At 57.9% G+C, this 22058-nt stretch carries 20 protein-coding genes; 11 read left to right on the forward strand and 9 right to left on the reverse strand.

Features of this window, described 5'->3' with window-relative positions; all coding sequences use genetic code 11:
• Positions 1–60 precede the first annotated feature (60 nt).
• From E4T21_RS15355 to doeA, 5 genes are all read right to left on the reverse strand, one after another.
• The gene (locus tag E4T21_RS15355; protein WP_149285884.1) at positions 61–1473 is read right to left on the reverse strand and encodes an aminotransferase; all 1413 of its coding nucleotides are present in this window, start codon (positions 1471–1473) and stop codon (positions 61–63) included.
• A 188-nt stretch (positions 1474–1661) separates the two neighbouring features.
• Positions 1662–3131: an NAD-dependent succinate-semialdehyde dehydrogenase gene (locus tag E4T21_RS15360; RefSeq protein ID WP_187775014.1), complete on the reverse strand. Its 1470-nt coding sequence runs from the start codon at positions 3129–3131 to the stop codon at positions 1662–1664.
• A 306-nt stretch (positions 3132–3437) separates the two neighbouring features.
• Positions 3438–3929: an Lrp/AsnC family transcriptional regulator gene (locus E4T21_RS15365; protein ID WP_149285886.1), complete on the reverse strand. Its 492-nt coding sequence runs from the start codon at positions 3927–3929 to the stop codon at positions 3438–3440.
• Positions 3930–3936: 7 nt separating this feature from the next.
• Positions 3937–4947, reverse strand: a complete 1011-nt coding sequence (gene doeB / locus E4T21_RS15370) for a N(2)-acetyl-L-2,4-diaminobutanoate deacetylase DoeB (protein ID WP_149285887.1) — start codon at positions 4945–4947, stop codon at positions 3937–3939.
• 10 nt (positions 4948–4957) lie between these two features.
• Positions 4958–6157: an ectoine hydrolase DoeA gene (gene doeA, locus E4T21_RS15375; protein WP_149285888.1), complete on the reverse strand. Its 1200-nt coding sequence runs from the start codon at positions 6155–6157 to the stop codon at positions 4958–4960.
• Between the two features lie 257 nt (positions 6158–6414).
• Here doeA and ehuR point away from each other — a divergent pair, with 257 nt between their 5' ends.
• From ehuR to E4T21_RS15390, 3 genes are read left to right on the forward strand one after another with little or no spacing between them, the layout of a single operon-like run.
• On the forward strand, positions 6415–7860 hold the full coding sequence (gene ehuR / locus E4T21_RS15380; protein ID WP_149285889.1) for a MocR-like ectoine utilization transcription factor EhuR: 1446 nt from the start codon (positions 6415–6417) through the stop codon (positions 7858–7860).
• Between the two features lie 38 nt (positions 7861–7898).
• Positions 7899–8789 (forward strand): 2-hydroxyacid dehydrogenase, encoded by an 891-nt coding sequence (locus E4T21_RS15385; RefSeq protein WP_149285890.1) that lies wholly within the window; start codon positions 7899–7901, stop codon positions 8787–8789.
• Between the two features lie 18 nt (positions 8790–8807).
• Entirely contained in the window at positions 8808–9644 is an 837-nt protein-coding gene (locus E4T21_RS15390) for a 2-hydroxyacid dehydrogenase (protein ID WP_420827744.1), read from the forward strand.
• Positions 9645–9729: 85 nt separating this feature from the next.
• Here the strand turns inward: E4T21_RS15390 and yghU are convergent, their stop codons facing one another.
• The 3 genes from yghU to E4T21_RS15405 all read right to left on the reverse strand — a co-directional run bounded on the left by yghU (position 9730) and on the right by E4T21_RS15405 (position 11916).
• Positions 9730–10599, reverse strand: a complete 870-nt coding sequence (gene yghU, locus E4T21_RS15395; RefSeq protein WP_149285892.1) for a glutathione-dependent disulfide-bond oxidoreductase — start codon at positions 10597–10599, stop codon at positions 9730–9732.
• A gap of 58 nt (positions 10600–10657) precedes the next feature.
• Positions 10658–11242, reverse strand: coding sequence for a TetR/AcrR family transcriptional regulator (locus tag E4T21_RS15400; protein ID WP_149285893.1), 585 nt, complete (start codon positions 11240–11242; stop codon positions 10658–10660).
• A 116-nt stretch (positions 11243–11358) separates the two neighbouring features.
• Complete coding sequence (locus tag E4T21_RS15405; RefSeq protein WP_149285894.1) at positions 11359–11916, reverse strand: DJ-1/PfpI family protein; 558 nt, start codon at positions 11914–11916, stop codon at positions 11359–11361.
• 164 nt (positions 11917–12080) lie between these two features.
• Here E4T21_RS15405 and E4T21_RS15410 point away from each other — a divergent pair, with 164 nt between their 5' ends.
• The 6 genes from E4T21_RS15410 (at position 12081) to E4T21_RS15435 (ending at position 18141) form a co-directional block, all read left to right on the forward strand.
• The gene (locus E4T21_RS15410) at positions 12081–12803 is read left to right on the forward strand and encodes a hypothetical protein (RefSeq protein WP_149285895.1); all 723 of its coding nucleotides are present in this window, start codon (positions 12081–12083) and stop codon (positions 12801–12803) included.
• 153 nt (positions 12804–12956) lie between these two features.
• Positions 12957–13889: a LysO family transporter gene (locus E4T21_RS15415; protein WP_149285896.1), complete on the forward strand. Its 933-nt coding sequence runs from the start codon at positions 12957–12959 to the stop codon at positions 13887–13889.
• Positions 13890–13985: 96 nt separating this feature from the next.
• Positions 13986–15041, forward strand: coding sequence for a substrate-binding domain-containing protein (locus E4T21_RS15420; protein ID WP_240349176.1), 1056 nt, complete (start codon positions 13986–13988; stop codon positions 15039–15041).
• A gap of 117 nt (positions 15042–15158) precedes the next feature.
• Positions 15159–16592, forward strand: a complete 1434-nt coding sequence (locus tag E4T21_RS15425) for an ATP-binding protein (RefSeq protein ID WP_187775016.1) — start codon at positions 15159–15161, stop codon at positions 16590–16592.
• Positions 16589–17293 carry a response regulator gene (locus tag E4T21_RS15430; protein ID WP_149285897.1) on the forward strand — a complete coding sequence of 235 codons (705 nt, stop codon included), beginning with the start codon at positions 16589–16591 and terminating at the stop codon, positions 17291–17293. Before E4T21_RS15425 ends, E4T21_RS15430 begins: the two co-directional genes overlap by 4 nt.
• Before the next feature lie 11 nt (positions 17294–17304).
• A complete protein-coding gene (locus tag E4T21_RS15435) occupies positions 17305–18141 on the forward strand; it encodes a helix-turn-helix transcriptional regulator (RefSeq protein ID WP_149285898.1) in 837 nt (278 codons plus the stop codon).
• A 37-nt stretch (positions 18142–18178) separates the two neighbouring features.
• On the opposite strand, the gene E4T21_RS15440 is transcribed toward E4T21_RS15435, so the two are convergent.
• A complete protein-coding gene (locus E4T21_RS15440) occupies positions 18179–18772 on the reverse strand; it encodes a LysE family translocator (protein WP_149285899.1) in 594 nt (197 codons plus the stop codon).
• Between the two features lie 215 nt (positions 18773–18987).
• Between E4T21_RS15440 and E4T21_RS15445 the strand changes: the two genes are divergently transcribed.
• Complete coding sequence (locus E4T21_RS15445) at positions 18988–19644, forward strand: hypothetical protein (protein ID WP_149285900.1); 657 nt, start codon at positions 18988–18990, stop codon at positions 19642–19644.
• Between the two features lie 338 nt (positions 19645–19982).
• A complete protein-coding gene (gene betT / locus E4T21_RS15450) occupies positions 19983–22037 on the forward strand; it encodes a choline BCCT transporter BetT (RefSeq protein WP_149285901.1) in 2055 nt (684 codons plus the stop codon).
• The last annotated feature ends 21 nt before the right edge of the window (positions 22038–22058 follow it).

The raw sequence follows: 22058 nt of genomic DNA on the forward strand, positions 1-22058 counted from the left end.
ACGTACAAACCTAGAGAGGCCGCCCCACAGGAGCGGCCTCGTCAACATCACTTGATGGCATCAAGCGGTCTGCAGGGCACCCTCACGAACCAGTTCATCCGTGACCTTGTTCACCGCACGTTCGGCTCGGGCAACAATCTCGTCCACTTCGCCACGAGTCGTGATCAACGGCGGAGCAAAGCCAAGGATATCGCCCTGAGGCATGGCGCGGACAATCAGGTTCTCTTCCAGAGCCGCTGCGGAGATACGCGGTCCAACCTTGAGGCTGGCGTCGAAGTGACGACGCGCCTCTGGCTCTGGGGAGAATTCCAGCGCTGCCAGCATGCCGATACCACGAGCCTGGCCGACAATGGGGTGGTCACCGAACACATCCTGCATACGCTGCTGCAGGTAGGCACCGGTATCACGAGCATTTTCGGTCAGCTTTTCACGCTCGATGATGGCCAGGTTAGCCAGTGCTGCGGCACAGCCCAGGGCATGGCCAGAATAGGTCCAGCCATGGCCGATGGGACCGAGCTCACTGGTACCCTGCTCCAGCACCTTCCACACACGATCGCCGACAATGACGCCGGACAGCGGCTGGTAGGCGCTGGTCAGGCCCTTGGCAATGGTGATCAGGTCCGGCTTGATACCGAACAGATGGCTACCGAAGTCAGCACCGATACGGCCGAAACCACATACCACCTCATCGGCAATCAGCAGGACATCGTACTTGTCCAGTACCGCCTGGATGGCACTCCAGTAGCCTTCAGGCGGCGGCACGATACCACCGGTACCCAGCACCGGTTCACCGATGAAGGCCGCAACGGTATCCGGCCCTTCGGCGAGGATCATTTCTTCCAGCTTGGTGGCGCAGTAGGCAGAGAATTCCTGCTCGCTCATACCATGCTGCTCCGCGGCGCGATGGTAATAATAAGGCGCCTCGGTGTGCAGGATACCCGCCATAGGCAGGTCAAACTGGTCATGGAAGGCCTTGAGTCCTGTCAGGGAACCCGTCGCCAGACCAGAACCATGGTAGCCACGCTGACGGGAGATGACCTTCTTCTTCTGCGGGCGGCCAAGCACGTTATTGTAGTAACGCACCAGCTTGAGCTGGGTCTCGTTTGCGTCACTGCCGCCGAGGCCGTAGTAGACCTTGGACATGCCGGGGCCTGCCAGCTTGAGAATCTGCTCGGACAGAGCGATCTGCGGCTCGTTGGAGTGGCCTACATAAGTGTGGTAGTAGGACATTTCCAGAGCCTGCTGATAGATCGCTTCGGCCACTTCGGTGCGGCCATAGCCGATGTTCACGCAGTACAACCCGGCAAATCCATCAATGAACTCGCGGCCATCCTTGTCCACGATGCTGATGCCCTTGCCACCGGTGATGACACGACCAGGCGCATCACCATGGGCAAAGTCACGCAAGTGGGTAGAGGCATGAAAGGTGACCTTGCGGTCGCGCTCGATCAGTTCCTGATGGATGTTGCTCATATCGACTCTTCCTTTTTCCGTGGCTCACTGGCAGCCTGCCAGCGAGTTCATGTTTGCGATCTTGTCTATCTCTTGATTCAACTGAATCTGATTCAACTGCCATCTATTTCAACTGCTGTCTGATTCAGTTGATGTCTGACCCAACTGATACCTGACTCCGCCGAAATATCATTCAGCGGAGCCCCCGTTCAGCTGCCAGAAACTGATGCCAACCCACCCAGACAGTAGTACTTGGTTTCCAGGTACTCGTCGATACCCGTCGTGCCACCTTCCCGGCCCAGACCGGACTGCTTGACGCCACCAAAAGGCACGGGGGGTCCGGTCATCTTCACGGAATTCACCGATACCATGCCAAACTCGAGGCCTCGCAGCAGTTTCCAGATACGACGGATGTCATGGGTATAGACGTAGGCCGCCAACCCATACTCGGTATCATTGGCCAGCCGGATGACTTCATCTTCATCCGCATATGCCGTGATGCCAGCAACCGGGGAAAAACATTCTTCACGCCACACCCGCATTTTCGGGGTGACACCAGTAAAAAGCGTTGGCATGCAGAAATTTTCACCTGGAGCCTTCGCCTGATCACCACCGATCATGCTGGCTCCCTTGGAGAGCGCATCATCAATGATGCCAAGGGCATTCTCTACGGCACGACGGTGAATCAGTGGCCCCAGATCGGTCCCTTCTTCCAGCCCGTCACCGACCTTGAGTTCCAGCATGCGTGCAGCAAAATGCTCGACGAAGTCATCATGAATCGACTCGTGCACCAGGATGCGGTTCGCCGCCAGGCAGTCCTGTCCGGATGTCTGGAACTTGGCTGCCACCGCCGCTTCGGCGGCATCCTTCGGATCCATGTCCGGGCCAACGATGAAAGGCGCATTACCGCCAAGCTCCATGGACACACGCTTGACCGTGGCCGCAGATTGCTCAAGCAGCAGTCGTCCTACCCGGGTAGAACCGGTAAAGGACAGTGCCTTGATCCTTTCCTCGGCACACAGCAGGCTTGAAACTTCCGCGGCTTCGCCCAGCACGACATTGAAAATGCCGGCAGGAATACCTGCGCGCTCGGCAAGCTCTGCCAGGGCCAGGGCGGAGAATGGCGTCTCGTTGGCAGGTTTGACGATGACCGGGCATCCTGCCGCCAGGGCTGCCGCCGCCTTGCGCGTGATCATCGCCAGAGGGAAATTCCAGGGCGTGATCAGCAGAGCGATTCCCACTGGCTCCTTGATGGTGCCGAGTGCCGCATTGGGAATGTGGCTGGGCATGGTCTCGCCAAGGGCACGCTTGCCCTCCTCGGCAAACCAGCGCACAAAACTGGCGCCATAGTCCACCTCGCCGCGGGCATCCGCCAGCGACTTGCCCTGCTCATGGGTCATGATCTGAGCCAGATCCTCACGATGGGCCAGCATCAGATCATGCCAGGCCATCAGGTACTCGTATCGCTCGTCGGCACGCAATGCACGCCAGGCAGCAAAGGCCACATCCGCAGCGTCTACGCAAGCTCGAATCTGATGGGCCTCAAGCAGGGGGATATGACCAATGACCTTGCCATTGGCCGGATTGACGACCGGCGCTTCCCTGCCGCCATCAGCGTGGGTCCATCTGCCATCGACGTATGCGTACTGACGAAACAGCCGCGGATCATTGAGCTTCATCACAGCACCTCCTGACCACCTGGGCATCCGGCCCATAAAAAAGAATGATCGACGGCCCAGGAGATCCTCCGCAACCAGTCGATACCTTTATATTTTCTATGCCTTCATGCTAAGGGAGATGCGGGATAAGGACTTTTTGAACCAGCAGAAAGTAAAGGGTGTTTTTTTTGTTGCCTGCAAAGAAGTTAGATTTTTTTCTGGTGCCAGAGTATGAAGCAGGCCTCCAGCCGGACAACCCAACTGGAGGCCTGTAAATTCAAGAAAAATCCTCGACTCAAGGAGAATCACTGGTTCGAGGGCTTCGATTCAGGGAGCCTCGGTTCTGGGCGCCAGGTCTTCGACATCAAATCCCTGGCGCGGGGCCTTGACCGTCTTGGTGACGATGTAAGTGAAGTAACGTTCGATATCGGCATCAGAAGTCAGCCAGTTGTCTATCAGACGTTGATAGGCATCAATGGACTCAGCCTCAATCTTGATCAGGTAGTCGACACCGCCGCCTACCGCCACACACTCGGCGACAGCGTCAGTCGACTGAACCAAGGCTTCGAAACGCTGGAAGCTTTCAGCATTGTGCTGTTTCAACTCGACCTGCATCCACACCGGTGTCCGGTGCACCAGGACTCGAGGGTTGATCCGGGCACTGTAGCCTTCGATGATGCCTGCCTGCTCCAGGCGACGAACCCTCTCCCAGCAGGGACTCACTGAGAGATTGATGGACTCGGCCAGGCGCGATTTGGTGATGCGCCCATCCCGGGACAGAATCGAAAGTATCTTGAGGTCGTATCGGTCGAGTTTCATGACAAGATCAGTCCAGAGAGTCCACCACCTCGGCGATCACCGCGATGGTGTCCCCCATATTGACCTGGGCTGGAAAGCGTCGGGCAGCCAGCAGGCCATCACGTTGGGCTCGGTATTCCACCGGGACCGCTCCGCTGCGATTCATGTCATAGACCCGGGCAATCACATCACCTGTCTTGACTTCATCACCCAGCGACAGGGTCAGTTCCAGCAGGCCGGCATGCTCACTCTGCACATAACAGCTGGCGTCCGGCATATCCAGATAGACCTGTTTCTCGGGTAGCGTGAGTTCACCCTTCTTGAGGCCGAAATGGATCAGGAAATTGTCGATACCACGCTCGGTGAGAGCAATGCTCTCCGGTGTCGAGGTACCACCGCCCCCCAGTTCGGTGGCAACGAAGACCTTACCCTGACGCTCCACCGCTGTATCAAACAGCGCTTCTGCATCCAGCTCGAACATCACCATGGCATAAGGAGCACCAAATGCCTTGGCTCCCTGCAATGCCTGGTGCTGCTGGTCCTTGTCTTCCAGTACATGAGAGGCCGCGAAAGGAATGATATCCAGGGTGCGACCACCAGAATGCAGGTCCAGCACAACATCTACCATGGGCACCAGCTCACGGGTGAAATAGTCAGCGATCTTCTCGGTCACGCTGCCATCCGGGTCACCAGGGAAGCTACGATTGAGGTTGCCACCATCCATTGGCGAAGTACGTCGACCAGCATGGGCTGCCGGCGTATTCATCATCGGCACAATGATCACCCGGCCATGTACATCTTCGGCCTTCAATGAACAGGCTAGCTTCTGGAGCGCAGTAATGCCTTCATATTCATCACCATGATTACCACCCGTGATCAATGCCGTGGGACCCTCGCCATTGCTGACCACCGTGACGGGAATCATCACAGCACCCCAGGCAGATTCATCGTTGGAAATCGGCAGCTTCAGAAAACCGTGCTGCACGCCTTGGGCATCGAAGTCAACGGTGGCCGAGATTGGGCTCTTGCGCTTGCTCATGGTGTCTCCATCATTTGACAAACAGCTGACGCGGGAAATTGGCTAGAGGCTCCGCGCCATTTTCGGTGATCAGAATGCTTTCGGTGATTTCCAGCCCCCAGTCGTCCATCCACATGCCGGGCATGAAATGGAACGTCATGCCGGGTTGCAGGATGGTTTCATCCGAAGGGCGCAGGCTCATGGTCCGCTCGCCCCAGTCTGGTGGATAGCTGATACCGATGGGATAACCACAACGAGCGCCGCCACGGTCAAAGCCGTATTTGTCCATCGCCGCCCCCAGGGCCAGGGCAATGTCCGCCGTGCGGTTGCCGGGCTTGGCGATGGCCAGGCCATTCTCGATACCCTCAAGCAGTGCCGACTCACCCCGCACGAAGTCCTGGGGAGGAGTCCCGAGGAAGACGGTGCGTGACAGAGGGCAGTGATAGCGCTTGAAGCAACCTGCAATCTCGAAGAAAGTCCCCTCCCCCTTGCGAAATGGCGTGTCATCCCAGGTCAGGTGAGGGGCCGCAGCATCACTACCAGTAGGCAACAGCGGCACAATGGCAGGGTAATCACCGCCATGGGTATGGCCATCAGCGTCGGTCCAGCCCTCGATGCCGACTCGATAGATTTCCGAGACCAGCTTCGACTTGGGCAACCCAGGCTCGATCATCTCCAGAATGCGTGAATGCATACCCTCCACGATACGCGCAGCAACGCGCATGTAGGCAATTTCCTGTGGAGACTTGATTGCCCGGCACCAGTTGACCAGGGAGTTGGCATCTGCAAAACGCGCATGAGGCAACTCCTGCAACAGGCTCAGATACGCCTTGGCCGAGAAATAGTAGTTGTCCATTTCCATGCCCACGACGCCTTCGCACCAGCCGCGGTCCGGCATGATCGACTGGGCCAGGTATTCCATGGGATGCATGTCCGGATTCTGGACGTAGTAATCCGGGTAATAGGTAATGTTTTCCGGATCCATCCAGCAGGTGCGTAGTGCACCGTTGCTGTCTTGGCGACGGCCATACCACACAGGCTCACCTTCGAGCCCAAGCAGTACACACTGATGTACATAGAAGGACCATCCATCGTAGCCGGTCAACCAGGCCATGTTGGAAGGGTCGCTGACAATCAACACATCGATGCCACGCATGGCCATCTCAGTGCGCACCTTTTGCAATCGCTCGGCGTATTCCTCGCGAGTGAACGGCAGAGATACCTGAATCATGAAACCACTCACCACAATATCACCACGAAAACCCGGGCACTCACGACAAGGAGGCCCGGCGCGCCATTAAAACGACGTTGCCTCGTGAAGGCTTTCCCGTGCTTTGCCAGCCCCTTGCCGAACTTGGGTAGCGGTGCCTGGTCAGCTATAAATTGTCATGAACCACCAAACCAACATATCATGACAATATCGAGCCAATGTCGTTAGCTTGATACTAGCATTGCTACCAAGCCCGCAGTCAAAGGCTTTATTGAATCATGACAATTGATCTAAAACCCTATCTCGATGACCCTCAATCCGGCTGGCCACAGGGTGGAACGTCACTCTCGACACAACCCAAGTACCTGGCAATTGCCCGGGCCATGTCACGTGCCATTCACGCGGGAGAGTTGATTCCAGGCACTCGCTTGCCCACTCACCGTCAATTGGCCGAGCAACTCGGTGTCAGCGTGCAGACCGTGTCACGAGCTTACGCCCAGGCCGAGAAGATGGGACTGATCCAGGCCAGGATCGGTAGTGGAACCTGGGTCAATGCTCTCGACGATAATCGCGAATCAGCATATTTACGCGCACGAGAACCACATCCAGAAACGGCGATCATCGACCTTTCCATCGCGCATCCCGTCTGTCCCCCCTCCCACCACCTGCGCTTTCGGCAGGCACTGAGCCAACTTTCTGAAAACCTCCACCCGGAAGTCGTCACAGCCAACCGCCCGATTGCCGGACTCCCTCATCAACGAGAACAGGCCAGCCTGTGGCTGACTGAACGGCTGGGAATGCCTGGAGAGGCTGATGATCGCGTGCTATGCAACGGAGGTGCACACGCTCTCATGCTGGCGGTCTCCACCGTTGTCCAACACAGCGATCTGGTACTCACGGAAGCATTGACCGACCATGGCCTGATTGCGCTTTCCCGCACCCTGGGTTTCCAGTTGCGTGGTGTGCCTATCGATGAGCGAGGGGTCATACCAGATGCGCTGGATGCCGCCTGCGCTCGCTACAAGCCGCGTGCCGTGTGTCTGACGCCAACACAGCTCAACCCGACAGGGGCGACCATGGATGAGCAGCGCCGCAACGAAGTCGCCAGCGTCCTCGAACGCCATGGCGTATGGTTGATCGAGGATGATGTCCATGCCTTGCTGGAGCCAACGAAGTTGACGCCACTAAGTGCGCGTATTCCGATGCAGAGCTTCCACATCACCAGCCTGACCAAATCCACGGTGCCTGGGTTGCGAGTCGGCTACCTGACCGTACCGCGCAGCCAGCTCCATCACACCCTGCCACGCCTGCGCGCCACCAGTTGGATGGCGACCCCCTTGATGTTTGAAGTCGCTGCGCTATGGATCGAAGATGGAACGGTCGAGGACATGGCCAGCGCTCAACGGGAATTGCTCGCCGAACGCCAGATCCTCGCTGCACAGATCCTGCACCCACTACCCAAGATGGCACGTCCCTCCAGCCTTCATCTATGGTTACCCTTGCCCGGAGGGTGGCGTGCCGATGAGTTGCAGCAGGTAGCTGAGCAGGAGGGCTTGGCCATCACCACCTCGACACCTTTCATGGTCGAACAGACCGCCGCCCCCAGTTGCATCCGTGTAAGCCTTGGCGCGGAGCCTGAACTGGCCCGCCTGGAAGAAGGCCTCGAGCGCCTTGCCAAACTGCTGAAGGACGCACCGCCACCGATGATGCAGATGGTGTATTGAGACTGACATTCATTGAGACCGACACGAAGGAAACCCTGATGAAAGTCCTTGTTCATATCGATGATGCCCTGGCATGGCGTGATGCACTCAGCCAGCGTCTGATCGACCTGGGAGTAGAGAATGCCGAAGTGGTGACCAGTCAGGAGGCCTCCCGCGCCGAGCGAACAAGTGCCGACTATCTGGCCGCATGGAAGCCTGATGAAGCCTTGTTGCGTGACTGCACGAGTCTCAAGGGCATCATCAATCTCGGGGCTGGCGTCGATGCACTATTGGCCAATCCGGCACTGCCAGCAGGTGTACCCATCGTCAAACTGCGTGATGCCGGCATGGCTGAACTGATCGCCGATTACGTGCGCTATGGGCTATTGCACTTTCAGCGCGACTTCGATCGCTATGCTCGGCAGCAGGCCGAACGCCGCTGGCAACCTCTCGCCCTTGTCGACAAGCAGGATTGGCAGGTGGGTGTGCTCGGCCTGGGCGCCATAGGTGCCAAAGTGGCAAAGGCCATCGCCGCAGACGGTTTCCCTGTACTTGGCTGGAGCCGTTCCCCCAAGAACATTGAAGGCATTCAATGCCATCATGGCGAGCAAGGGCTCAACCAGCTTCTCGGACAAGTGAAAACACTGGTGCTGTTGTTGCCCGATACTCCCGACACCCAACATCTGATCAACGCCAGCACCCTGGCAAAGCTCCCAGCAGGCGCCAGCCTGATCAACCCTGGACGCGGTAGTCTGATCGATGAAACCGCTCTCATCGAAGCACTTGGTGCCCACGATGCCCCTGGCAGGCTGCGCGGAGCCTTGCTGGATGCCTTTGTCGTCGAGCCACTGGCCAACGACAACCCCCTATGGACACATCCCCGCGTCTTGATCACCCCCCACATGGCAGGTCCAACACCTCTGCGAGATGCTCGATCAGGCGATCACTGACAACCCCTGCAACGATGGATCTTCGTCAACGATGTACTGGATCAAACAGTGCTGGAACAGTTGTCTGATGCTGGCGTGAAGCTGGTTGCCTTGCGCTGTGCCGGCTTCAATAACGTTGACCTCGATACTGCCAGGCAGCTTGGCATTCAGGTCTGCCGAGTGCCAGCCTACAGCCCCCAGGCGGTTGCCGAGCACTGCGTCGCCATGATCCTGACGCTCAACCGCAAGACACACAAGGCTTATAACCGGGTACGCGAGGATAATTTCGATCTCAATGGTCTGCTGGGTTTCAACCTCTTTCGCAAGACAGTCGGTATCATCGGCTGCGGGCAGATCGGCCGTTCATTGGCCACCATCATGAAGGGATTCGGCTGTGAAGTTCTGGTCCATGACCCATATCCACAGCAAGGCGACTTCACCCAGGTGGAATTGCCGCAACTACTGGCGCAAAGCGACATCATCTCCTTGCATTGCCCGCTGAACAAGGCGACCTACCATTTGATCAGCGATGAGCAGTTCGCGCAGATGAAGGATGGCGTCATGCTCATCAACACGAGCCGCGGTGCTCTGGTCGATACCCACGCCTGCATCGCGGCGCTCAAGAGCCGCAAGCTCGGCTATCTTGGACTTGATGTCTACGAACAGGAATCTGGACTGTTCTTCCACGATCTCCGCGATACCATTCAGCTCGATGATGTATTCGCTCGCTTGATCAGTTTCCCCAATGTCCTCGTCACTGGACACCAGGGCTTTTTTACCCAGGAAGCCCTGCAGGAAATTGCCACGACCACCCTCGACAGCCTGGAAGCCTTCGGGCGTGGTGAGTCACTGGGTAAAAAAGCGCTGACAAGCTGAGACACCCACATATTAAAGACAAGGGCGCATCGCAGTGCGATGCGCCCTTGTTGGGTCCTGGCCAAACCGCCAACCAGGAGCTTGCCTAGTCTGTGCCAATTTTATCCTGAGTACGCAGCTCAAAGTCGCTGGCATCATGGCGCTCATGCAACTGCTCGGACAGCTCACCGAAGGTGCGGTTGACCATGCGCCCGCGTTTCACGGCAGGGCGTTCAGCAATATTGGCCGCCCAACGCTGCACATTCTTGTATTCATGCACAGCAAGGAACTCGCCGGCGCCATAATTGCGCCCTTCCACCAGCCCGCCATACCAGGGATAGATGGCAATATCCGCGATACTGTACTCGTCACCCGCCATGTAGGTGTTTTCAGCCAGATGGCGGTTGAGAACGTCAAGCTGACGCTTGGTTTCCATGGTGAAACGGTTGATCGGGTATTCGAATTTCTCCGGCGCATAGGCATAGAAGTGGCCAAAGCCTCCACCCACATAGGGTGCAGAGCCCATCTGCCAGAACAACCAGTTCAGGGCTTCTGTGCGGGCCTTGAACTCCCTGGGCAGGAAGGCACCGAATTTTTCAGCCAGGTACAGCAGAATGGAACCAGACTCGAACACGCGTACAGGCGTCTCACCGCTGTGATCCATCAATGCCGGAATCTTGGAGTTGGGATTGACCTCGACAAAACCGCTGCCGAACTGATCGCCATCACCGATACGGATCAGCCAAGCATCGTATTCGGCTCCCTCGTGCCCCTGGGCCAGCAACTCCTCGAGCATGATATTGACCTTCACGCCATTGGGTGTGGCCAAGGAATACAGTTGCAAGGGGTGCTTGCCTACCGGCAAGACCTTGTCATGGGTCGGTCCGGCAATCGGTCGATTGATACTGGCAAACTCTCCACCGTTGGGAGCTTCCCACTTCCAGACTCTCGGTGGCTGATACGATTGATCACTCATGATCTACCTCTCCTGGCTGATAAGAGCAAATACCTGGGTAACAAGCATTCTCTGCTCATCAAGGTTTGAGAAAAGCCAATAGTGTGCACTCAAAGCCGACCAGAGGCGTGCCATCCCGAACTATCTTGGAACGCAGCAATGCTCCCTGCCACCCTGCCAGAATGAAGCTCGCCAGAGCAGTCGCATCAATATCACGGCGAATGCTGCCGTCATTCTGGCCATCCTGCAGACAAGCCGCCAACTGTCGCTCCCGGCGCCGGCAGATGCTATCTAGTGCATCGCGAAGTACATCGCTGTGGGCCGACATCTCCTGGCCCAGATTGCCAATCAAGCAACCACGACGATGTTCGCATGCCACCATGTCAGCCTTCTTGGCAGCAAAGAATGCCTTTAGCCTCTCCAATGGCGCTGTACAGGAGTCTCCCAGCAGTGCCTGGATCGCCGCCTCATCGTCCGCCGCGGCAGCCTCGATCACCGCCAGCCCGAACGCTTCCTTGCTAGGGAAATAGTGGTAAAAGCAGCCCTTTGGCACCCCAGCTTCCTTGAGTACCGCATTGATGCCCGTGGCGTTATAGCCATGCTCGGCAATGAGGTTGGTACCGACCTCGATCAAGAGGTTTCGGGTAGAGGCTCTGGTCGTCATGAAAACCAAAATAGACCAGTCGGTCTACAAAGATCAAGCTGCAGGCAATGACAATCACCATTTCATAAAGAGCCGCGAGAAAACTCACGGCTCATGCCCTTTGCCCGGAAAAAGCCTCAAAGGAGCGCGTGGAACTGCCGCAACCATTCAGGATGCGCAGGCCATGCAGGTGCCGTAACGTAATGACCACAGGTCACGGCATCCGTCACTTCCAGGTCGACAAACTCACCACCCGCCAGACGTACTTCTGGAGCACAGGCAGGATAGGCCGAGATACGATGCCCCTCCAGAGGAGCTGCCGCAGCCAGCAACTGGGCACCATGACAGATGGCAGCAATGGGTTTTTCGCGGTCGACGAAATAACGCACCACTTCCAGCACCCGTTCGTCCAGACGCAGGTATTCAGGTGCCCTGCCTCCCGGAATCACCAGTCCATCGTAATCTTCGACGGTGATATCGGCGAAGGTCTCGTTGAGGGCAAAATTGTGCCCCGGCTTCTCGCTATAGGTCTGATCTCCCTCGAAATCGTGGATAGCTGTCTTGATCGTATCGCCTTCGCGCTTGTCGGGGCATACCGCATCGACGCGATGTCCCATGGCCTGCAGTGCCTGGAATGGCACCATGACCTCGTAATCTTCAACAAAATCCCCTGCAATCAATAACAAACGTGCCATGATCAACTCCTCCGAAATACTTGAAGATACACTGGGTCAAGAATCTCCCTGCCGTCATTCAGCGTACCCATTGAGGCAGCCTGCCGCCAGCCACTCTGGTATGCACAATGGAACCTTCCTCGAAGCTAGACCTCTGAGATGACAACTCTTCGATAGCGAAATAGATGACTGACATGTTTCCCACTTTCTTCTTTCGCCTCATGAGCAACGTCCGGGCTACCTGTCCAGGCCGCCTGTTCAGGAGGACCTCGCTGGCCACGGCCCTGCTGGCATTCAGCCTTGTCGCACTCCCTGTACTGGCACAGGCCAGCGCTCTACGCGCTTTCGATGCGAATTATCATTTATCCGTCGATGGCTGGCCGGATGCGAACATCCATCACTCACTGAAGCGTGAAGGCGATCACTGGCGCAGCAGCATGGAATCCTCTCTCGCCATCGCCAAAGGTCGGGAGAGTTCGCAATTCAGCGATAACGGCGACCAGCTCCGTGCACTCGGCTATCGCAGTGACTATCGTTTCCTGCGCATGGGCAAGGACTACTCTCTCAACCGTTCACAACTGACCAATCGCCCTGACCGCCAGACGGCCCTGGTGGAGTTATCCCGTCTTGCCCAGGAGCAGGACTGCCAGGATGGCTGCGAACTGAACTATGTCGACCACAAGGGCAGAAACGAGGATGGTGTCTGGCGGCGTGTTGCCGACATTCCTCTCCAGGTGGACGGCAAGCGAGTTCAGGCCCCTACCGTGGAGCTACGCGACAAGGACAAGGATGACCGTTACATGCGTATCAGCTTCCACCCACAGATCCCTGGTCTGCTGCTGCGCCTGGATTTCTTCAAGGATGGCGATCGCGTCAGTCGTCTGCGACTCACCAGACTGAATCAGTGACGCAAGGGGCGATATTCAGGATCAACTTTCTCACCGCGCAGAACTTTCCCAAAGCGCAGAAATTGCATAGAGTGGATTCCTTTTAACCGCCCTCCGGGCGGTTTCTTGTTGTCTAATTTCACGTTCTCTATTTCGGGAAAGGAAGCTCAACCCATGCTCAGCGGTCTTCTGATCGTGCTGCTCCCCCTGCTGCTGGGGTACCTCGTACCAGTACGCAACGAGATGGTAATGGCCGCCATCAACCGCGGGGTCAGTGTCTCCATCTACCTCATTCTGGCACTGATGGGTGTAAGCCTCGCAGGGTTGCCGGACCTGTCCAGCCAACTGTCACGCTTGGGTACCCAGGCCCTGACGCTGTTCCTGGTCATTTCGGCCTGCAACATTGCCGCCCTGTGGTGGCTGTCATCGCGCCTGCAGCTGGCATTGGGCGAACCACGAGTGGTGCGCGATGCACCAACCAGCAAGCTGGCTGCCATGGCGGGCTCGCTGGCCCTGGTCGGTGTCGTGTTCCTCGGCATGCTGGCGGGCATCGGACTCGGCACCATCTGGGATACCACCCTGTTCGAACTGGCCGAAACCCTGTCGGAGTGGGTGCTGTATCTGTTGCTGGCACTCATTGGTTGCCAGCTGCGGAATTCTGGAATGCCGTTGCGCCAGATACTGCTCAACCGTCATGGCCTGGTCATTGCAGTAACGCTGGCACTGAGCTCCCTTGCCGGAGGGTTGCTCGCAGCCCCCCTGCTCGATCTGAACTGGAATGAAGGATTGGCCATGGCATCCGGCTTTGGCTGGTATTCACTGTCAGGCATTCTGATTGGCGACCACCTCGGCCCCTTGCTCGGAGGCGTGGCCTTCTTCAACGACCTGACACGAGAGCTGCTGGCCTTCATTCTGATTCCGCTGGTGATTCGTCGTCATGCGCCCCTGGCCATTGGTTATGGCGGCGCGACATCCATGGACTTCACCCTGCCGGTGATTCAGCAACACGGCGGTGTCGCCTGCGTTCCCATTGCAGTGGTCAGCGGTTTTCTGCTGTCCTTGCTGTCGCCACCACTGACGCTGTTTCTGCTCTCGCTTTCGGCGTAACAGCAAGGACCTGGTCTATTCAATGACAGCCTATGCAATGACAGCCACGTCGGCAGCGCTTATGCTGGCCGAGCCAGAATCATGCGGAAAGCCTCTGTGACCAAATCCAAGCAGCCCATCACGCTCAAGGACCTGGCTCGTGAACTGGGTGTCTCCACGGCCACTGTGTCCAATGCCTTCAACCGCCCCGACCAGCTCTCCACTGCCCTGCGTCGACGCATCCTCGATGAAGCCAAGCGCCTTGGCTATCGGGGACCGGATGCCAGGGCACGCAGCTTGCGCACGGGACGTTCGAGGATCATTGGGGTGGTGCTCGCAGAAACCCTGACATACAGCCTCAATGATGCGGTCTCCAGCGAGCTATTGACCGGCGTTGCCGAAGTGCTCGATGCACATGGCCATACGCTGCTGCTCCTGTCTGGACGCCAACCAGGCTCCTCGCATGTTCCGGGTTCGGCCAGCATGGCCGATGGCTTCATCGTCTACGGGCTGATGCCCAGTGATCACTTGATGGGGGAACTCCCGCCACAGAGTCCTCTGGTGGCGGTAGACTTCTATGTCGATGAGCGCCCAACCGTACATATCGATAATGAACCGGCCTGCTATGCCATTGCCTGCCATGCCTTGCGCCACAAGCCCAAGCGGGTTGGGATCCTTTGCTTGCGTCTGCTGGCAGAGGCCCATAACGGCCGTATCGAATCACAGCACAACTGGCTGGACAGTGCCCAGACCATCACCCGCTCACGCCTCGACGGCTTCTACCGGGCGTTGGAAGAGCACGGCATCGAACGTGACCAGGTACCACTGTGGAATATCGAGGAAAACACCCATGGTGTCTGTACACCGGTAATTGAAGAGATTCTCGATCTTCCTGAAGATGAGCGACCAGACCTGCTGCTGTGCATGTCTGACCGCATTGCCCTGACCGCCCTGACACTCGCCGAGCAACGTGGCATTCGTGTACCCGAGGACCTGCTTCTGACCGGTTTCGATGGCATCGAAGAAGGCCAGTACCGTTCCCCACGCCTGACCACGGTGCGCCAGGACAGCATCGAGAAAGGCCGGGTCGCGGCACGCATGATCCTGGGTCTGGACGCGCCTGAGCATCGACGCCTCAATACCACGCTGATACTCGGGGAAAGCTGTCCGTGATGACGACAAACGTCACATAACTGCACAAATATTCCTTCGTTCTCGCCGCTTTTTCACTTGATGCAATGGCATGCTAGCGACCTATCGAAGGAAGTATTGCCCCGGAGCCTGTCTATCATGTTCGCCAAGCGCCTCCCTGCGTTCTCTCGCTTGGGTATCAAACTTTTTGCCATCATCCTGGTGGTCAATGTGGCCATCGCGGGAGCGGTATTCGTTGCTATTTCCCGCAGCCTGGACCAGGGCTTTCTCGACTATCTCAGTCGCTCCCAGACGCAACGTGCCGAGACGCTGGCGGCAAGCCTGGGCGAGGCCTGGTCCGGGCGCCAGAGCTGGCAGTGGCTACGCGAGTCCCCCCGTGCTTGGCACGAGCTGGTGCGCCGCCAGCTATGGCCCGGAAGCAAGCCCCGCCCGATGAGCCTCGAAGGCAACCTGAGCAACCCGCGCAACTTCGTGCTGCATGATGAAAACGGCCTGCCGGTCATCGGACTGCCGCCCGAGGATGACGAAGGCGCTGCCGAACTGCGCTGGATTCCAGTCATGAGCCATGACCGTCAGGTTGGCACTCTGGGTTATCGCCCGCCAGACCAGCTCATGGAACGCATGGATCGCCTGTTCCTGAAACAGCAGCGACGCAACCTGACGATCATCATCATTGCCCTGGCACTGACATCACTGCTGCTGGCAGGCGCCTTGTCCTGGTGGGTGGGGCGTCGGACTCGCAGCATGGCCACTGCCACGCGGCGACTGACCGAGGGAGACTACAGCGTGCGACTTCCTGAACGCGGCCGAGACGAGCTATCCAACCTGTCCCATGACTTCAACGTGCTGGCAGAAACCCTGGAAACCAGTCGTGAAGCCCGCAGCCGTTGGGTGTCGGATATTGCCCACGAGTTGCGCACTCCTCTGGCAGTACTGCGTGGCGAGATTGAAGCCATGCTGGATGGTATCCGCTCGCTGAGTCAGGATAACCTGCACTCCCTGGCCCAGGAGGTTGGTCAACTGGAGCGGCTGGTCGGCGACCTGCGCCTTCTATCACAGAGTGATGCAGGCGCCCTGGAAGTACAGCTCGCACCTCTTGACCTGGCCGAGCACCTGGATTCACGCCTGGAAGAAGCAGGAGGCTGGCTGGATGATCACGGCTTGACCCTGGAACGTCATGTCGACGGACCTGCATGGATTCGGGGAGATCTGCAACGCCTGCGCCAGCTATGGAACAACCTGCTCGACAACACCAGTGCCTATACCCAGTCCCCCGGCCAGCTCAAGGTCTCCCTTGAAAGAGAGAATGATGTCTGGGTGCTACGCTGGGAAGACAGTGCCCCCGGCGTACCGGAAAGCGAGCTGCCGCGCCTGACCGAGCGCTTGTACCGAGTTGAAGGCTCACGCAATCGAGCCAGTGGTGGCAGTGGGCTGGGGCTATCCATTGCCACGGCCCTGGCGCGCGCTCATGATGCCGAAATGACCCCCTCAATTTCTGCGCTTGGCGGGTTATGCTGGACACTACGCTTCCCAGCGCTGTCCAGCCATCTACAACTCGAGGAAGACGAATGAGCGGAGAGAATGCTCCCATCGATCAGATTCTGGTCGTTGAAGACGAACCAAAGATCGCCCGCCTGGTGACCGATTATCTGAGTGGCAGCGGTTACGGCACTTATCATATCGATCACGGTGACCAGGTCATTCCTTGGCTCAGCGATAGTGAGAAGCTCCCAAGCCTGGTGCTGCTGGACCTGATGCTGCCTGGTACCGACGGCCTGACATTATGCCGTGAAATCAGTCAGCGCTGGCCGGATGTTGCCATCATCATGCTGACGGCTCGGGTCGAGGAAGTCGATCGGCTGCTGGGGCTGGAACTGGGTGCCGATGACTATATCTGCAAGCCTTTCAGCCCGCGCGAAGTCGTTGCCCGGGTCAAGGCCGTGCTGCGGCGCAGCCAGGCGGTCAGCAACGATGTCGCCAACCATGACCTGGTGCTGGATGAAAATGGCTGGCGAGCCTTGGCGGATGGCCAGGACCTGGGGCTGACTGCCGTAGAGTTCCAACTGTTGAAAGTCATGATGCAGTCACCCGGCCGGATCTTCGCCCGGGAACAACTGATGGATCACATGTATCGTGATCACCGCATTGTTTCCGAACGGACGGTGGATAGCCATATCAAGAAGCTGCGCAAGAAGATATCCGATATCTGGCCGGAACGTGAAATCATCCGCTCGGTATATGGTGTCGGCTACAAGTACCAGCCCGAGGAGTAACGAGACACGGCATGTCAGCCCCGATGCAGACCGTATCCCGCTTCCTGCGCCACCCCCTGCTACCGCAGGTGGAGATACGCAGGGTATCCAGCGGCAACGCCCTGAGCCACGCGCGGCACAGTCACGACTGTCATTCTTTCGGGGCGATCCGTTCGGGGCGTTCGTCCTATGCCAACGGCAGCAAGCGTATCGATGTCAGCAGCGGTGACGTGGTTGTGGTCAACCCTGGCGATGGCCATGCCTGCAACGCTCTGCCTGAGCATCCATGGGGCTACGACATGCTCTACATGGACAGCACCTGGCTGACTGAACGCTGCCAGGTACCACCAGGAGCCGCTTACTGCGATATCCCCATGTTCAGTGCCCTGACCAGCCGAGAGCCCCGGCTGCACCAGGCCATCGTGACACTGGGAAATGCTCTGGAGAGCATGCACCGTACTCGCCTGGAGCTCGAAAGCCATTGTGAAGTCCTTGCCGACATCCTGCGTGATACGCTGCATCCTCAGCATATTCAAGCCGTGTCACCACGCCATCTGGAACATGCACGGGAATACCTGGCAGAGCACTGGCAACAGGACCTCAGCCTGGAAGCCCTGTGTACGGTGGCCGAGTGCGGCGCCACCAGCCTGATCAATGGCTTCCGCCGCCACTATGGCATGACGCCACATGCCATGCTGATTGACCTACGCATCCGCCAGGCGCGTCGACGGCTGCGCCAGGGCGATGCCATTGCCAGCGTGGCCCAGGACTGTGGTTTCGCCGACCAGGCTCACTTCCAGCGCACATTCAAGCGTCTGCTGGCGGCCACCCCGGGACACTACCGCAGCAAGGTAGCAGCTCCTCCTTAACCCTCTTCTGTATCACCTTCCCTTGCCAATGACATCTCTATCCCAGTGCAATCGCCACTGCGCTTGATGCCAGCAGGATCGCCAGTGCCCGATTGAACCAGCGCATGTACCCCGGAGTTCCGAGCCATGTCGATAGGCGCCCGCCCAGCAATGCCCAACTGCCAATAGACAGGGCACATAGCGTCCCCCACAACACGGCAAACCCCGTCACAGCCGTCACGTTGCCATCACTGACGAACATCCCCATTCCTGCAACAGACGCCATCCACGCCTTGGGGTTCAACCACTGCATCAAAGCCCCGGTCATGGCCCCGGCAGGCTGCTCGCTACCCGCCATCGCCAGTTGTCCATTACTGCACATCAGACGCCAGGCCAACCAGCCGAGAAAGCAGACACCCGCCACCTTCACTAACTGACGCAGCCAAGGTATCTGTTCCCATAAACCCACCAGCCCGATACCCATCAACCAGAGCAGCAAGGTGAAACCCAGACTCGCCCCCAATACCAGCGGGACAGCCTGTCGCCAACCAAACTTCACTGATGTGGACAACACAAGCAGATTGACCGGCCCCGGCGAGATCGAAGCTGCAATGGCAAAAGCCGACATGGAAAGAAACACACTGGACGACATGACCTAAGCCCCTTGTCATTAGAGAAATGGCTGACAGGGTGCCGTCAATGGCATGGCAGGTATTGAAGGAAATTACACTTTCATGAGCTAGCTAACTTGTCTTCTTTTCTACACATTAGCTGCATTCAATTTGCACCAGACGGGTCGATAGTGGAAAGCGTCAAGGGGGCATGGTGCCCCGAGAAACAAGACGCACAACGCTGAAGGAGACACACATGAAGCTATCTTTTGCCAACCGACCTCTTGCCAATCGGTCTTTTGCCCGCAAGGCCCTGCTGCCTGCGGCTATCGCTGCCGCCCTGCTGCCTTTCTCCCTGGGTGCAATGGCAGGCGACAAGCCCCATGAAGGCTTCGAAGGTCGCGGCCCAGGCCATGAATTCCGTGCAGAACTGCTCGACCGTGCCGGTATCGACGAAGAAACCCGCGATGCTCTGAAGGCAGCCAGCGACGAACACCACGAAGCCATGAAAGAGCTCAATGACGAGTATCGTGCTCAACGCAAGGAAATCCTGGGTGAAGATGGCATCGCAGCCCTGAAGGACGCTACCCGTCAGGTGCACCAAGAACGCCTTAGCAAGCTGTTCGATGAATGGCAGCTGTCCGATGACGACCGCAGCAAGGTCGAGGATACCCTGGCCTCCTTCCGTGACGACTTCAAATCCCTGATCGACCAGGACTATGAAGAGCGTGATAAACGCCATGCCGCTTGGGAAGAACTGCGCCAGACCCATCACGATGCGCTGGCAGAAGTCCTCAGCGACGAGCAGATCGATGAGCTCAAGAGCACCATGATGCCCCCACGTCATCATGGAGGCCCTGGTCATCACGGCGAACACGAAGGCAAGCCGATGCCGGAAGCGCCAGCGGCCTGATCCTGTCTCGAGCACCTCGCATCAATCCCTGCTCTACCCTCCCTCTACCTTCAATGCCCGGCTTCTGCCGGGCATTGGCGTTTCTGAATGACAGTCCTGGTGACAAGGCTTTCAGGACCTATCGTTAACGGCTAATCCACGCTTGGGGTTGAAAGCCGGCAGGAGCGCCTGTATTTTTATTAAACGTCCAATCAATAAAACGCTGTTTCTTCCTCTGACGTCGAGACAGCACGAAACCCGTGAGCGATCACGGGCCACCATTCACTTATAGGGACACTGATTCATTGCGGTACAACAACAACTAAATCAGCCATTTCCTAGCTAAACAGGGCTCGTGCATGTCCATCCTCGATGATGCTTCATCTTCTCGCGACCGCCTCAACCCTGCCGTTTTCCACGGTTCGGTAGCAGGCATACTGATCTTTCTGATTTACACCATGACCTTCACCGAACAAGCCGGAAGCTTGTTCAGTGCAGGGCTTTCCTGGGTCAACGACACCTTTGGCTGGTACTACATGCTGGCAGCCGTGGCGTACCTGGTGTTCGTCGTGGTCATCAGCATGTCCAAGGTGGGGAATATCCGCCTAGGGCCTGACCATTCCCGCCCGGAGTTCTCGCTGGTTTCCTGGGCTTCCATGCTGTTCGCCGCGGGTATCGGCATCGACCTGCTGTTCTTCTGTGTTGCCGAACCGCTGTCCCACTACCTGGCGCCACCCGACCTGCCTGCGGAAAGTCAGGAAGCCCTGCGCCAGGCAATTCCTCAGACCTTCCTCCACTGGGGGCTCACCGGCTGGGGCATGTACGTACTGATGGGCATGGCACTGGCCTACTTCAGCTATCGTCACCGCTTGCCGCTGGCCATTCGCAGTGCACTCTATCCGTTACTTGGGAAACGTATCTACGGGCCCATTGGTAATGCCGTGGACATCACCGCGGTCATTTCCACTGTGTTCGGTATTGCCACCAGTCTTGGCATCGGTGTAATGCAGCTGAATTACGGTCTCACCTTCCTGTTCGGGGTTCCCGAGAGCCTCTCGACCCAGGTCGTGCTGATCGTGCTGGTGGTGATCCTGGCCACCATTTCCGTGGTCACCGGGGTGGAAAAAGGCATTCGTCGCCTGTCCGAATTCAACATGCTGCTGGCCGCCGCTCTGCTGCTGTTCGTACTGTTCCAGGGCCATACGCTGACACTGCTCAATGGCCTGGTGCTCAACATTGGTGATTATCTGTCTGGCTTCGTTGCCAAGAGTTTCGACACCTACGCCTATGCCGGTGCCGATGCCCAGGAATGGAAAGGCTGGTGGACCATCTTCTTCTGGGGCTGGTGGATCGCCTGGACACCGTTCGTTGGTCTGTTCCTGGCGCGCATTTCCCGCGGTCGTACCATTCGTCAGTTTGCCGTGGGCGGGCTATTGATCCCCCTCGGATTCATGATGGCCTGGATGTCCATCTTCGGTAACTCTGCCATCGATATGGTCGCCAACCAGGGACTCGCTGAACTCGGAGAACAGGCGCTCAACACTCCTCAGACCACCATTTACACCTTCTTGTCCCAGTACCCGTACATCACCACGACGGCTTCTGTGGTGACACTTCTGGGTGTGGTGTTCTTCGTCACTTCTGCCGACTCGGGTGCTCTGGTGCTGGCCAACTTCACCTCGATTCTCAGTGATGTGAACCATGACGCACCGATTCGTCTGCGTATCTTCTGGGCTGCTGTCATTGGCCTGATCACCATTGCCCTGCTGATGGCTGGTGGGCTCAGTGCCCTGCAGAGCGCTGTGGTGATCACCGCGCTGCCCTTCTCCCTGGTGATGTTTGCCATCATGATCGGTCTGGCCCGCGCCCTGCGCACCGAGACTGGCAAGGCTGAAGCTCGCAGAATGGTGGCCCTGAGCGGTGACAACGGCAACTGGCGCGAGCGCCTGGATCATGCCCTGGATACCTCCAACCGGGCCGGTGCCGCCGCCACTATCGAGCATGCCCTGCGTCCCGCTCTAAAGCAGTTCGCCGAAGAGCTGCAAAGCCGGGGCCAGATCGTCCATCTCAGCGAAGCTCAGGAAGAAGGTGCTCCCCTGCCCAGCCTGACCCTGCAGGTGGACTTCGAGGGCATGCAGAGCTTCGTCTATCATGTGCGCCCGCATCGCATGCGCACTCCCAGCTTCCTGCCGGTGGATGACGACTATTACCTGCGCCTGGATGTGCATCTGGCGGAAGGCAGCCTGGGACAGAACCTCAATGGCTACAGTCGCGGCCAGATCATTCACGACGTACTCGGTGAATATGAGCGTCACGTGCAGTTCCTGGCCATTTCCCGAGCAGACGGAAATGTCACTCCGGCCATGCCTGGCAGTGTCGGCGAACCACCGGAAGGCACCACTCAGGAAGCCTGAGTCAGCTCACCGGTCAGGGTC

This window comes from Halomonas binhaiensis, from assembly GCF_008329985.2.
GTDB classification, from domain to species: Bacteria; Pseudomonadota; Gammaproteobacteria; order Pseudomonadales; family Halomonadaceae; genus Halomonas; species Halomonas binhaiensis.